This window comes from Methylomonas aurea (genome assembly GCF_024505045.1).
In the GTDB taxonomy this organism is placed as follows: domain Bacteria; phylum Pseudomonadota; class Gammaproteobacteria; order Methylococcales; family Methylomonadaceae; genus Methylomonas; species Methylomonas aurea.
This window is the reverse complement of sequence record NZ_JANIBM010000020.1, coordinates 1-13860: the sequence shown is the minus strand read 5'-3', so window position 1 is coordinate 13860 and position 13860 is coordinate 1. Positions and strand designations below refer to the sequence as shown.

Sequence of the window (13860 nt, the reverse complement as noted above, 5' to 3'; positions counted from 1 at the left end):
ACGTGCCAAACGATGCAGTAGGGGCGAGCGTTGCGTCGCATTCCCCGGCCACCCGCCGGGGCCTCATTGAAGCATTGGTCTAGTTATTATTTATTAACAACAGAACAACAGCATTCCCCGGCCACCCGCCGGGGCCTCATTGAAGCTATGACGAGCCGGTCAAGACTCACTTTGTCATCGGCGCATTCCCCGGCCACCCGCCGGGGCCTCATTGAAGCGTGCTCTTGCGGCTCTAGCTCTTCAACTGGCCCGACGCATTCCCCGGCCACCCGCCGGGGCCTCATTGAAGCTAGTAAATCATCAGCGAGCGCAAATCCTTGTGTCCTGCATTCCCCGGCCACCCGCCGGGGCCTCATTGAAGCGCTAAGAATCGCATTCGGTTTAATGTCAATCGCTTTGAGCATTCCCCGGCCACCCGCCGGGGCCTCATTGAAGCCCCAAAATTCAGTCAATGCCTTTGCCATCATTTCTCGCATTCCCCGGCCACCCGCCGGGGCCTCATTGAAGCCCCAAAATTCAGTCAATGCCTTTGCCATCATTTCTCGCATTCCCCGGCCACCCGCCGGGGCCTCATTGAAGCCCAGTATTCGTCGTAATTTTGCGCCAGGTCGCCTAAGCATTCCCCGGCCACCCGCCGGGGCCTCATTGAAGCTTGAACCAGTACTTAATCTTTGCTCAGTCATAGAAGGCATTCCCCGGCCACCCGCCGGGGCCTCATTGAAGCACCACCGATGCGGATGTCACTTTGGCATCGTTGGCCGCATTCCCCGGCCACCCGCCGGGGCCTCATTGAAGCGGCATTGCCGGCGAATTCCGCTTTGCAAATAAACTGGCATTCCCCGGCCACCCGCCGGGGCCTCATTGAAGCGCGGATAACGGCGCTGGCGTCCAGGCGTCCGGCACGCATTCCCCGGCCACCCGCCGGGGCCTCATTGAAGCATCGTGGTATCTGGTTGCCGCAGCAAGGCGCCACCAGCATTCCCCGGCCACCCGCCGGGGCCTCATTGAAGCTGTACGCGAAGGAGACGTTGCATAATGGACCTGATGCGCATTCCCCGGCCACCCGCCGGGGCCTCATTGAAGCAATTCTCGCTCTACAACCTTCCCGTCAATTTTTTGGCATTCCCCGGCCACCCGCCGGGGCCTCATTGAAGCTGGCGGTGTGTGGCGACAAAAAATCACGATGCAGGAGCATTCCCCGGCCACCCGCCGGGGCCTCATTGAAGCGCTTTTATCGCGACGAAATACGGCTTTCAAATGGCTGCATTCCCCGGCCACCCGCCGGGGCCTCATTGAAGCGATCGTGTTGGTGGTGTTGAGTATCTGGTAAGGCAAGCGCATTCCCCGGCCACCCGCCGGGGCCTCATTGAAGCTACCAAAAACAAAGTCATGTCAACGCAATAATTCACTCCGCATTCCCCGGCCACCCGCCGGGGCCTCATTGAAGCCGCAGTGCGCGGACAATACAACCACCAAACATCCGGCGCATTCCCCGGCCACCCGCCGGGGCCTCATTGAAGCCTCTTGCTCGGTTGCTGGTCAAGTATTCCCTTACCCAGCATTCCCCGGCCACCCGCCGGGGCCTCATTGAAGCAAGCTTTTTGTTTGCTTCCAATGCGCCTTGGATCAGAAACGCATTCCCCGGCCACCCGCCGGGGCCTCATTGAAGCAGAAGGGCTTATGGCGCAGATAGAAAACGTCAGGGCGCATTCCCCGGCCACCCGCCGGGGCCTCATTGAAGCGATCTTTTTCAGCTTTGGCTCGCGGTCGGAGCCGCTGCATTCCCCGGCCACCCGCCGGGGCCTCATTGAAGCCGAGCGATGCCAGCACCCTACCCGGAGCCAATGACGGCATTCCCCGGCCACCCGCCGGGGCCTCATTGAAGCGTTGAATATATGTCTTGCAACTCTTTCCGGTCAAAGCATTCCCCGGCCACCCGCCGGGGCCTCATTGAAGCGATGACAAAGCGGTCCCTGAAGAAGGTCGTACTTGCTGCATTCCCCGGCCACCCGCCGGGGCCTCATTGAAGCAACGGCGCAAACAGTCCGCCAGCCGAGGAGTTGTCCGGCATTCCCCGGCCACCCGCCGGGGCCTCATTGAAGCTGGGCCGCTAAGTTTCTGACTAACTCTCGCTTACCGGCGCATTCCCCGGCCACCCGCCGGGGCCTCATTGAAGCTCGTGAAATCGCTTAAACAGTCTTTCGCGTGCGGCCTTGCATTCCCCGGCCACCCGCCGGGGCCTCATTGAAGCGTTGAAACCCGAGCGCATCGCGGCCGCGTTTGCTCGGGCATTCCCCGGCCACCCGCCGGGGCCTCATTGAAGCCATCGCGTGGGCTGTTCACGGTAAACGGCTATCAATGCATTCCCCGGCCACCCGCCGGGGCCTCATTGAAGCTCGTCTTCTTCGTCCAGGTTTTCCGCCTCTTTGGCCGCATTCCCCGGCCACCCGCCGGGGCCTCATTGAAGCGGGCCTGTTGGTTGGCAATCACAGCGCTTTGCTCGGGGCATTCCCCGGCCACCCGCCGGGGCCTCATTGAAGCCTTTCCTTTAGTTTCTCTTCTTTTATCGATGCTTGCCGCATTCCCCGGCCACCCGCCGGGGCCTCATTGAAGCTGGCACGCCAACACCCCTCACCCGGACCGCGAGCGCCGCATTCCCCGGCCACCCGCCGGGGCCTCATTGAAGCCAGCGACGCCAGAATGGTCGCGATCTCGAAGTCGTGCATTCCCCGGCCACCCGCCGGGGCCTCATTGAAGCAAGTAGTCGAAGATGGCCCAGAACTGCTGAACGATGGGCATTCCCCGGCCACCCGCCGGGGCCTCATTGAAGCGCCGCATTGGCTATGCAAGGAATTTTAAGCAATTCGCATTCCCCGGCCACCCGCCGGGGCCTCATTGAAGCGATCTGATCGGCCGACAAGCTGCCGGTGATGCCCACGCATTCCCCGGCCACCCGCCGGGGCCTCATTGAAGCCCGAATACGACGCGCTGGCCTTGGCGCTTGAGTCGGGCATTCCCCGGCCACCCGCCGGGGCCTCATTGAAGCGTTGAAACCCGAGCGCATCGCGGCCGCGTTTGCTCGGGCATTCCCCGGCCACCCGCCGGGGCCTCATTGAAGCTTGATGGGTCCATTGTTTGACCAGCACCCCCATATCGCATTCCCCGGCTACCCGCCGGGGCCTCATTGAAGCCCCGTGATATCGACGCGGGTTACATGCCAGTGAGCCGGCATTCCCCGGCTACCCGCCGGGGCCTCATTGAAGCAACGTCGAGGTCAACCTGAAAGGGTAGAGTCTCTAGCATTCCCCGGCTACCCGCCGGGGCCTCATTGAAGCGCAATCAAAAAGCAAAGCCAAGCCAGCGGTGGCGTGCATTCCCCGGCCACCCGCCGGGGCCTCATTGAAGCGAGACGGAAAAACAATGGGACAAGCGGCTAACCTTGCGCTATCAGCCGGCGTAGTTCGGCCAGTTGAGCTTGGGCATCGTCGATCGCAAAGCGGTCCAGGTTTTTGCCGATTTCGGCCACCGTCGCCCGGTAACGGCTGTCCGCCAGACTGGCGCGCACTTGTTCCATCAAATCTTCCGCCGCGCCCAGATCGTGATCCAGGGCGTATGCCAATTTTTCCAGTAACACGGCGATCTCCGCCTGCGGCTTGGCCGTTACGTTCTCCGCCGGCGTGGCGGCATGCCCGGCGGCGGGCAGATTGCCGATTTCGGCCAGTAAATCGGCCAACAAGCGGTCCATCCGCTGCAATTGGCCGGGGTCCGGGCATCGGTTTTGTTTCAGCAGGCTGTCGACCTCGGCCGCCGCTTCGAACAGCGCCACTGCCGCCAGGTTGCCGCTGACGCCTTTCAGGGCATGGCAACGCTCTTCGGCGGTTTTCAGGTCGCCGGCGTCGACCAAGCGGCCAATCTCGACCACGGCGCCGGGATAATGCGCGGCAAACCGTTGCAGTTGTTTGCGGTAGGCGTCGGCGTTGCCGCCGATGCGGCGAATGCCTTGCGCGGCGTCGACGGCGGTCAGTCCCGCCAAATCGGCCGGTAAATCGGGCTGGCCGTTCGGATTGGCGCCGGCTTCGCGTTGCGGCAACGGCACCCAAGTCGCCAGTGCCGACAAGAGCCGCTCCGGATCGATGGGTTTGGTGATGTGGTCGTTCATTCCGGCCTCCAGGCTTTTTTCGACGTCGCGCGCCATTGCATGCGCGGTCATTGCAATAATCGGCACCCTGGCGTAACGGCCGTCGCCGGTCACTGCCGCCAGTTCCCGGATCCTGCGGCTGGCTTGCAAGCCATCCAGGACCGGCATTTGGATGTCCATCAACACCGCATCGTAAGTTTGTTGCTGCACCATGTTGACCGCTTCTTCGCCATTGACCGCTTCGTCGACTTCCATCCCATGGCTGCGCAACAACTCCAACGCAAATTCGCGGTTGATTTCGTTGTCCTCCACCAACAACAGGCGGATACCCTGCAAATGCTCGATGTTGCCGGCGGTCCCGAGGCCGATCTGTTTGAATTTGTCGGCCATGGCCTGCACCCGGCCGCGGCCCAAGGCCGACAGGATCGCATCCAGCAAGGAGGACGGCGATACCGGTTTGACCAAAAAACCGTCGATTCCGGCTCGGCCCGCCGCGTGCATGACGTCTTCGCTGCCGTAAGCGGTGACCATGATCACTTTCGGTTGCCGCGCCAGTCCGGAGTCGGCCCGAATCCGGTGCACCGCTTCGTCGCCGTTCATGCCGGGCATTTTCCAATCCATCAGCACCACATCGTAGGCTTCGGCGCCGGCTTGGCCGATCCGATTCAATGCGGCGGCGGCACTGGCGGCGCAATCGATGCGTAAATGAAACGGCCGCAACATGTCGGCAATGATTTCCCGCGAGGCGGCGTTGTCGTCCACCACCAATACGCGGACGTCGGCCAGCAGCGCGCCGATGCTGCGCTGCATCGCCCGTTGCCGGGCCAGGGTTTCGCCGGCTACGCCCAATTGCACGGTAAAACAGAATGTGGTGCCTTTGCCCGGCTCCGAATGCTCGATCCAGATCCGGCCGTGCATCATTTCCACCAGGGTTTTACAAATGGCCAAGCCCAGCCCGGTACCGCCGAAGCGGCGGCTGGTGCCCTGGTCGGCCTGGGTGAATTCCTTGAACAATTTGTCTTTGTCGGCGGCTGTCATGCCGATGCCGGTGTCGCGTACCGAAACCCGCAAGTCGATACTCTGCTCGGTCTTGGCCGTGCAATAAAACGCCAGTTCCAGTTCGCCGGCTTCGGTGAATTTCAAGGCGTTGCCGCACAAGTTGGTCAATATCTGGCCGAAGCGCAACGGGTCGCCGACCAGAATCGGCGGAATTTGCGGATCGTGTCGGATCAAGAACTCGATACCCTTCTGGCCGGCCTGGTAGCCGATCGTGTCGGCCAGTTGTTCGACCACGCTGTCGAACTGAAACTCGATGCATTCCAGCACCAGTTTGCCGGCTTCTATTTTCGAGAAATCCAGGATGTCGTTCAAAATCCCGAGCAGAGCTCGCGCCGAGCTGTGCGCCTTGGCCAGGTAATTGCGTTGCGACGCGTTCAAATCGGTTTGCAGCGCCAGATGCAGCATGCCCAGCACGCCGTTCATCGGCGTGCGGATCTCGTGCGACATATTGGCCAGGAATTGGCTCTTGGTCTGGGTGGCGGATTCGGCGGCGTCGCGGGCTTCTTTCAATGCGGCCTCGGCCTGGATCCTTAGCGTGACGTCTTCGTAGGTACTGACGAAGCCGCCGTCGGCAATCGGACCGCCGGCGATTTCGATGACGCGGCCGTCGAGCCGGGTGCGGGTGAAACGGTGCGGCTGAAACCGGGCAATCTGTGCGAACAATTCGTTAAGGGCGCCGTCCGGGTTTTTGAAGCGCAGGGTTTCGTGGTCCAGATCGAAGCGGACGAATTCGGCGTGGTCGCGGCCGACCTGCAACATGGTATCCGGATAACCGCGCACTTCGCTGAGCTGCTTATTCCATACCAACAGTTTCAGATTACCGTCGAATGCGATCAAGCCCTGCGACATGCTGTCCAGTACCGTCGCCAAGATGACGCTGTTGTGCGCCAGTTTGGCGTTGCTGTCGGCCAATTCGGCGGTACGCGCCGCCACCCTTTCTTCCAGCGCTTCGTTGATGCCGGCCAGTTGTTTTTCGTTTTCGGCCAGTTGCCGATTGGCGGCCAACAGCTCCCGGTCGCGGGCTTCGATTGTGGCGATCATCGTGTTGAAGGCCCGGTTCAACGCGCCGAATTCGTCGTCGCTGTCCACCGCGGCGCGCAGTGTGTAGTTTTTCTGGCTATTGATGGTCTCGACGGTTTTTTTCAGCTGCATCAGCGGCACCGACACCACGCGCTGCAAGCGGGAAGCCAATAACAGCGCAATCGTCGCCGACAAGGCGATGATCGCTGCCGCCGCCAGCAGAAACTCGCGCCACAAGCCGACCAGTTCGTTCAGGCTGGCTTTGATCCAGACTTTGCCCAAAATCTGGCCGTCCAACACAATGTCCTCGCCGACGTTGCTGTATCGCTCGTAAACCAGGACGCCGCCTTCGCCGAACAAGCCCGGATATAGCGGCGGGCAAGTCTCGTCGCGGCGGTATTCGGCAAATAAATGGTCTGTCCGGTCGTAAATGCAAGCCGAGACTATGCTGCTTTTCACGCTGAGCGCGGCCAGTGTGGCGGCAGCGACGCCGCTGTCGTTGAATGACAGAGCAACGGTGCTGCGGTTGGCGACGATACGCGCCAACGAGCGTAAATCGCGGTCCATGTCGGATTTGACGCGGACGTGCTCGTAGGCGATAAAACCGGCGCCGGCCAGCACCAAGGCGACGCAGCTGGTCGCCAGCATGATCAGCACCAGTTTGGTTTTGATGTTCATATCGCTTTTGATATCGATCATGGCTGGGGTCTCGCGTTCATCACCGGACGATACGGGCTATTTCCATCAGCAGGGCGTTGATTTTCAGTTGAGCTTTGCGTACTGCTTCCGGATTGACGCTGAGCTTGATCTGTCCATTCTCGCTATAAAATCCGACGGCCCCGCCCTGCTCGGCAAAAGCGTCGGCATCGCTGACCGTCAACACCGGAGTACCGCTGACCTCGCGCATCAGCGCCGGCAATTCCGCGACCGTGCGCTCGACATACAAGATCTGGCAAACGTGCGGGTCATCGACTCCCGACCAGATCTGCAGCAGGCGGCCCTTGGTGTCGCGGCTGGCCAGGTCGCTCAAGATGTTGACGACCGCTTCGGAACCGACCACGCAAATGTGCAGCGTATCGGCCGCCGGCGCCGGCCATTCGACGAACTTGGTAAAGTTGTACAGGTAGTTCGCTTTGGTTTTGGCCTCCTCCGCATCGTCGGCATGGCCGGTCTGCAGCAGCAAGCCGAACACCAATCCCAGCAGCCGGATCGGCGCTGGGCAACGTCGCCGCGGTGTCGGTGCGAAATCGGCCATCAAAACTCCAACCGCGCGGTCAGCTTAAGCGTGAATCCCGGCCCGGCCAATGTGCCCAGCGGCGAGCCGAAATTCGGCGAGGCGAAATCCGAGTTAAACCCCGCGTAGTTTTTGAAATCGAACAGATTCAGCACATCCAGGCGCAGTTTCATACGCGTGTCGTGCGGAGTATCGAAACTTTTGATCAAGGCGACGTCGACCTGGCGGTAACCCCACCAATTGCCGGGAAAAATAAAGTCTTGGCCGCGCGGCGTAAAGGTATCGAAGCGGCAGCCGCCGTTGCAGTTGACGCCGGAGCGAGTTTCCGGCGTGGCCAAGGTCAGTTTGGCGGAGAAAATCAGGTCCCACGGCAAATCGACGCTGCCGCTGGCGACGATTTTATGTTTGCGCACGCCAGCGGTGTCCAGCCAGCCGACGCTATGGGTATTGGGGTATTCGAACAGGTAGCTGCTGTTGTCGGCAAACGATTGCGGTTTGTTTTCTTCCGAATCGGTAAAGGTATAGGCAAAGGTCATGCCCCAACCGCTGTCCGGGTGGTAAGGCTTTTCGGCTTTCAGGAAGATCGAATTGGTTTTGGTCTGCACACCGTTATCGAACAGAATCAGTTGGCCGTAGCCCGGCAAGGCCTGGAAGGTACCGCCGAACGCCGAACCCGGCGCATAGAAGCTGCCGTCGGCATTGCGGCCGCCCAATAGCCCGACCACGCCGTTGTAGCTGACCACGTGCGAAAAGGCGATTTCGGTGAACCAGTCGCCGATCCGGTTGCGCATGCCCAGGCTGAACTGGTCGGAGAACGGCGTTTTCAAGTTGTTGCGGATCAGGTTGATTTCTCGGCTGGTCCCCGGAACGGCGCCGGTCAACGCCGTCAACTGCGCCGGCGAGTAATTCAGGTATTCCGGCGCCCAGGCGATGCAATCGGCTGCCGCGGCGCAATCGTAGTTGGGATCGCCCTGAAAATTGACGCTGTAGCTCGGGTAAGTGCCCTTGGTCCGTTCCAGTTGCAACACGTCGTAGATATTGCGATCGTAGGCCCGGGCAAAACCGCCGAATAGGACATGACGCTGGTCGGCCAATAGATCGTAGGCAAAGCCCAAGCGCGGCGCGATGTTGTTGCTGTCGGCGCTGCGGTTGTCGCCGTTGCTGATGAAGTTTTCGATATCGTAACCGGCGTTGCCGTTATGCAGATTGCTCCAGCCGCGCAAAGCGCCCGCCACGTCAGCCGGCGTGACGAAATTCAAGTAACCGGGGTTGTATTCGTAATCCCAGCGCAAACCCAGATTCAAACTCAGATGTTTGTCGACCTGCCAATCGTCCTGCAAATAAACGCCCAATTGGGTCACATCGCTGGCGGTACTGCCGTCGCCGGCACCGGCCAGCGCCGAAGCCCAGCGCACCCGGTATGGGTTGCCGGCCGGGTTGTTCAAGTTGAAACTGAACTGCGGATGGTAAGGGTCGCGCTCCAGCGCACTGAGTTCGATCCGCTTCAGTTTGGCGCCGACTTTGGCGATATGCTCGCCGTACCAATGCAAATCGCTGAAGGTTAAATCGTTTTGCAGGCCCGGTCCGTTCTGGCCTTTCTTTTGGTAATTGGTACTGCCGCCCGCGTTCAACACCGAGCGGCTGGCCAGCGTGTTGCCGCTCAGACTGCCGTCCAGGCGCTGCAACAAGATGCCGGGCGAGTTTTCGGCAGGCGTTTGCTGCCAGTTGGCGTCCTCGTGAGTGAAGCGGGCCTCGTTGACCCAATGTTCGGCGCTATATTGGTATTTGAAGTCCAGCCGATGCTCGCTGTTGCCTTTCTCCAGCGCATAGGTGCGGGCATTGATGCCGCCGATTCCCAAACTTTCGGTTTCGTCGCGGAACTTGAACGAGGCCTCCAGCAGATGCCTGGCACCGAGCGCCCAATCCAATTTGCCGAAAAACAAGTCCTGCTCGAACGGCCGGTTGAATGCGCCGAGTAAAGGCTGGTAAGCCGCCGGTAGCGGCCCGCCGTCACCGGCGGCGACGTTGGCGAAGTCGTCGTTGACCTTGCGTTCGTAGGCCATGAAGAAATGGGCGACGTCTTTGACGATGGGACCGCTCAAGGTTACGCCGTACTGGGCCTGCTCGGAATCGCGCTTGCCGGCGAGTTGTTCACTGGGCGTAGCCGAGCGCAAATCCTGGTTGGTGTGGTCGTAAAAGGCTTCGCCCTGGAACCGGTTGCCGCCTGATTTGGTTTGGACCGAAACCGCTGCGGCAGCAACTTGATCGAATTCGGCTTTGTAGTTTTGGCTGATCACCTTGTATTCGGCCACGGCCGATTCCGGGAACACGTTGCCTTTGCTGGAATCCTGACCAGCCACGCCGCCACGAACCACATAGTTTTTCTGGCTGACGCCGTCGATGAACAGATTGACGCTGTCCGGCCTTTGGCCCCCGCTCTGTAGGCGGGTAGTGCCCTCCTCGCCGTTGACGACATTCACTCCGGGCGCCAGGTCGGCGTAATTCAGGAAATTGCGGTTGACTTGCGGCAAGCGTTGCATTTGCTCCGGCGTCAAGTAGGTCGCCAGTTCCGACGAATTTTGTTCGGCCGGTTCGGCGGCCGCGCTGGCGGTATCGGGTTTCGGATCGAGCGTAATGTCGAGCAAGGCGGTCTGGCCGACCTGCAGCGTCAGCTCCTGTTCCGCCCGCCGGCCGTCCGCAGCCAGCACCGAAAGCCGGTAGCGTCCGGGCTTTAACGCCATCAGTACGTAAGAGCCGTCGGCGCGGGGGAAGGTACGGGTCGAGAAGCCGCGTTGCAGGTTGGTCACAATGATCTGCGTTCCGGCCTGGTCGCCACCGTCGCCGAGCTGGACTTGGCCGCGTATCATCGCCGTGCTGATGTCGGCGCGAACCGATGGGCAAAGCACTCCGCCGCAAAGGGTGGCAAGGGCTAACCGGTGCAGTAACCGAGACATCGCGCGGTCCGGATTAACTAGCGCCGGCCCAAAATCGCCCGCCGGCCGTCGCCGCCTTAATTCGCATATCCGCCGGATAGAGGCTTGGGCAAGGGCTTGCCGATATAGTACCCTTGCGAGAAATCGATGCCCAATTCCTTGGCCTTGATTTGAATATCGGCGCTGCCGACGTATTCCGCCACCGTGCGCATCCCCAGACGGCGCGCGGCGTCGACGATGACTTGGGCAATCGCTTCCGAATCCGGATCGTCGATGATGTTCATGATGATCGAGCCGTCGATTTTCAGATAATCGATTTTCAAGCGCAGCAAGTGCACGAAATTGGAATAACCGCTGCCGAAATCGTCGATCGCAAATTTACAGCCGTAGGTTTTCATCCGGTCGACGAACAGGCGGACTTCCTCGTAATTTTCGATGCCCTCGGTTTCGGTTATTTCCAATACGACGCGGCTGCCGATACCGGGTTGCGCCAGTTTTTGGTCGATAAAGGCGGCCGTGTTGCTGTCCAGAATGTCTTCCACAGTCAGATTGATGGCGACCTCGCCGCTGCACTCTGCCAAAACCGCCACCGCCTGCTCGACGATGGCTTTGGTCAAGGCCGCGTATTGGCGGGACAGTTTGGCCGCCTGCAAAAAGGTCGGGGCAATGACTTCGCCGTCCTCGTCTATCATCCGCATCAAAGCCTCGTGTTTGCAGACCTTGCCGCTACGGTTGTCGACGATGGGTTGAAAAAACGGCACGATGCGGCCATCGTTCAAGGCGTTGCGGATTTTCTGGCTCCAGCGGATATTGTCCTTGTAATGCGATTTGATCTCCATCTGGTCGGTATAGACCAAATAATCGCGGCGCTCGATCCGCGCCCGCTCCAAGGCCAGTGCGGCATGGGTGTAGGTATTGTCGCGGCCGAAACAAATACCGGCGGTGACGCGGATATTGATTTTGTCGTCGCCGCAATCGACGGCCACCGATTCCAGTTGGTTGACGATGCCGGCAATCAAATTTTCGAAGTCGGCCGTTTCGCCCTGGTTCTCGGCAAACAGCGCGAACAGATCGCCGCCGATCCGGTAGGCCGAAGCGCGCCCGGCCGCCATTTTTTGCAGGCGGTCGCCGATTTCCAGCAGCACTTTGTCGCCGTTGCACAGCCCGTAAAAATCGTTGATCGCCTTGAATTGATCGATATTGATCATGCCGAGCATCGCCTGGTTGGAGGCCTTGCCCAAATCCTGCATCAACTTGACCCGATTCGGCAGGCCGGTCAAGGCGTCGGTGGTTTGCTGGCGGATCAATTCTTCCTGTTTGATCAGATAAGTGACGTTTACGCTGGTGGAAATGAATTCGCGGATGCTGCCATCAGGGTTCAGAATCGGCACGATGGTGTTGTTGACGTAGACCTCTTCGCCGGCTTTGCTAAGATTGCTGAAGGTGCCGCGCCATATCGCTCCGGACAGAATCGTGCTCCACATCTCCCGGATCAGGCCCGGCGGCGTGCTCGGATCGCAGATCATACGATGGGTTTTGCCGATCAGTTCCTCGCGCGTATAGCCGTAGGTATCGACAAACGCGTCGTTGACGTAGGTGATGACACCCTCCGGATCGGTTCTGGAAACAATATTGGATACGTCGGCCGCGTGTTTGTATTCGTTGAGCCGCTCCACCCGGCCTTCCAACACCCGGCGCAAGCGGCCGAGCTCGAGATGGGTTTTGACTCTGGCACGGACTTCGTCGATATCGAAGGGTTTGGTGATGAAATCGGCGGCGCCGAGCGAGAAACCGCGAATTTTCTCGCCGGAGGCATCGACGATAGTCACGAACAGAATCGGAATATTGCAGGTCTTCGGGCTGCTTTTCAGCCGCCGGCACACTTCGTAACCGTCCATTCCGGGCATTTTCACGTCCAGCAACACCAGATCCGGCGGTGTCGGCCCTTGCGCAAGCTCCACGGCTTTCGGACCGTCGGTCGCCACCAAAATGCTATAGTCGTCTTTCAAAGCCTCGAGAAGACCGTGGATGTTTTCCGGCAAATCGTCTACGACCAAAATGGTCGGCCTGCCGCTCGGCACTGCGCTGTCGTCTCTGCTCATCGGTCTGAATTCGGGAAAGGGTTGTTCGAGGGTGTAAGCGTTTGATTATAGCCGGCCGTAGCGTTTGCGATAGGCCGCCAGTTCCAAATGCGCCTCAACGCGTGCCAGTAAGATTTCTGCCACCACCGGTTTGGCGACGTAATCGGCAGCGCCAAGCGCGTAACCTCGGGCCGCGTCCTGATTTTCTCCGGCCGCCGTCACGAAAATCACCGGTATATCGGCGGTAGCGGCTTGGTTCCTCAGCTTTTGCAGCACCTGGTAGCCGTCCATTTCCGGCATCAGAATATCGAGCAGAATCAAATCGGGCGGCGGCACATGGCTGGCGATTTCCAACGCTTTACTGCCGCTGGTCGCCGCCTGGATCGCATATTTTCCGCGCAGAATGTTCAGTAACGTATGCAGATTTTCATTAACGTCGTCGACGATCAGAATTCTGGGTTTATTGGGATTGGTATCGTCCATGCGGAGGTAAGTCGTTTCGGCTGAGCAAACTGCCGCTTCCCATAAAAGCGGCGGAAGCGCAAAAGTAAGATTAGCCAAATTCTCGCCTAGCCGCAATCGGACGCACTCCGGGTAACGGCCAGCCTGATTTATCCGCAAACCGCCGGTTTCGCATTTGAAGTGCCGATCAAAGCGTCGATTGCAATTCGACACCTTTTGAATTATCCTATGGGGATTGGATCAGCAAGCAATATGCCAATGCGAAATTTGCCTTCGGCAACAATGCGGCTGATCAAGATTTTGGAGAGATGGCCGAGCGGTCGAAGGCGCACGCCTGGAAAGTGTGTATACGGAAACGTATCGAGGGTTCGAATCCCTCTTTCTCCGCCAAAACATAAATCTTTGTTTTTAAAAGATTAATGACAATAACCCCTGAGTAGAAACGGCTTTTGCTACAAGACCGTGCTACAAAGGGGCTGTTGTTATGGCAAAAATTCCATACCTCGTAAGACGAAAAAACGTCTTTTATTTCCGCCTCGGCGTTCCCGCCGACCTTCGCGAAATCATCAAAACTCGCGAAATTTTCCACAGCCTCAGAACTCAAGACAGCGACGAAGCAGCGCGAAGAGCGCTTAAGCTTGCTGCGCATTTCAAATCGCTTTTGCACGATCTCAAAACAGGCAAGACGAGCGAAGCATGCCGACTTAGCCTTAAACAGAGGACCGGGTTAATAGAGCGGATCGAGCAAAAATTAAGGCACTCGCGGGCCTAACCAGTTACCTTTTACCTTGGACATTCCAGAACGTAATGAATGAAATCGTATTTACCCCCGCCGATTACCTGGAAATGCGCCGCCGCAGCGTGGCCTTGCACAGCAAAATCTTCAAGAAACTGACCCACGACGACTATAAAACCTGCGCCAAGCAGTTGGGG

6 protein-coding genes, 1 tRNA gene and 1 CRISPR repeat array (1 of these 8 only partly in view) are annotated in these 13860 nt (G+C 59.3%); of the genes, 2 read left to right on the top strand and 5 right to left on the bottom strand.

Annotated elements, in window-relative coordinates:
- Positions 1-3406: direct repeats of the CRISPR family, unit length 36 nt; unit sequence GCATTCCCCGGCCACCCGCCGGGGCCTCATTGAAGC (it extends 4974 nt beyond the left edge of the window).
- 27 nt (positions 3407-3433) lie between these two features.
- The 5 genes from NP603_RS14000 to NP603_RS13980 are packed head-to-tail and all read right to left on the bottom strand — an operon-like array spanning position 3434 to position 12948.
- Positions 3434-6916 carry a response regulator gene (locus tag NP603_RS14000; RefSeq protein WP_256611521.1) on the bottom strand — a complete coding sequence of 1161 codons (3483 nt, stop codon included), beginning with the start codon at positions 6914-6916 and terminating at the stop codon, positions 3434-3436.
- A 19-nt stretch (positions 6917-6935) separates the two neighbouring features.
- Positions 6936-7472, bottom strand: coding sequence for a YfiR family protein (locus NP603_RS13995; protein ID WP_256611520.1), 537 nt, complete (start codon positions 7470-7472; stop codon positions 6936-6938).
- Positions 7472-10405 carry a TonB-dependent receptor gene (locus NP603_RS13990; protein WP_256611519.1) on the bottom strand — a complete coding sequence of 978 codons (2934 nt, stop codon included), beginning with the start codon at positions 10403-10405 and terminating at the stop codon, positions 7472-7474. The genes NP603_RS13995 and NP603_RS13990 overlap by 1 nt, the downstream gene beginning before the upstream one ends.
- 56 nt (positions 10406-10461) lie before the next feature.
- The gene (locus tag NP603_RS13985; RefSeq protein WP_256611518.1) at positions 10462-12486 is read right to left on the bottom strand and encodes an EAL domain-containing protein; all 2025 of its coding nucleotides are present in this window, start codon (positions 12484-12486) and stop codon (positions 10462-10464) included.
- 45 nt (positions 12487-12531) lie between these two features.
- The gene (locus NP603_RS13980) at positions 12532-12948 is read right to left on the bottom strand and encodes a response regulator (protein ID WP_256611517.1); all 417 of its coding nucleotides are present in this window, start codon (positions 12946-12948) and stop codon (positions 12532-12534) included.
- Positions 12949-13229: 281 nt separating this feature from the next.
- Between NP603_RS13980 and NP603_RS13975 the strand changes: the two genes are divergently transcribed.
- A tRNA-Ser gene (locus tag NP603_RS13975) sits at positions 13230-13317 on the top strand.
- 94 nt (positions 13318-13411) lie between these two features.
- Positions 13412-13699: a DUF6538 domain-containing protein gene (locus NP603_RS13970; RefSeq protein ID WP_256611516.1), complete on the top strand. Its 288-nt coding sequence runs from the start codon at positions 13412-13414 to the stop codon at positions 13697-13699.
- The last annotated feature ends 161 nt before the right edge of the window (positions 13700-13860 follow it).

Excerpts from the sequence above, each read along its gene's own strand:
- NP603_RS14000 (WP_256611521.1), bottom strand. The coding sequence starts at position 6,916 with ATGATCGATATCAAAAGCGATATGAACATCAAAACCAAACTGGTGCTG.
- NP603_RS13995 (WP_256611520.1), bottom strand. The coding sequence starts at position 7,472 with ATGGCCGATTTCGCACCGACACCGCGGCGACGTTGCCCAGCGCCGATC.
- NP603_RS13990 (WP_256611519.1), bottom strand. The coding sequence starts at position 10,405 with ATGTCTCGGTTACTGCACCGGTTAGCCCTTGCCACCCTTTGCGGCGGA.
- NP603_RS13985 (WP_256611518.1), bottom strand. The coding sequence starts at position 12,486 with ATGAGCAGAGACGACAGCGCAGTGCCGAGCGGCAGGCCGACCATTTTG.
- NP603_RS13980 (WP_256611517.1), bottom strand. The coding sequence starts at position 12,948 with ATGGACGATACCAATCCCAATAAACCCAGAATTCTGATCGTCGACGAC.
- NP603_RS13970 (WP_256611516.1), top strand. The coding sequence starts at position 13,412 with ATGGCAAAAATTCCATACCTCGTAAGACGAAAAAACGTCTTTTATTTC.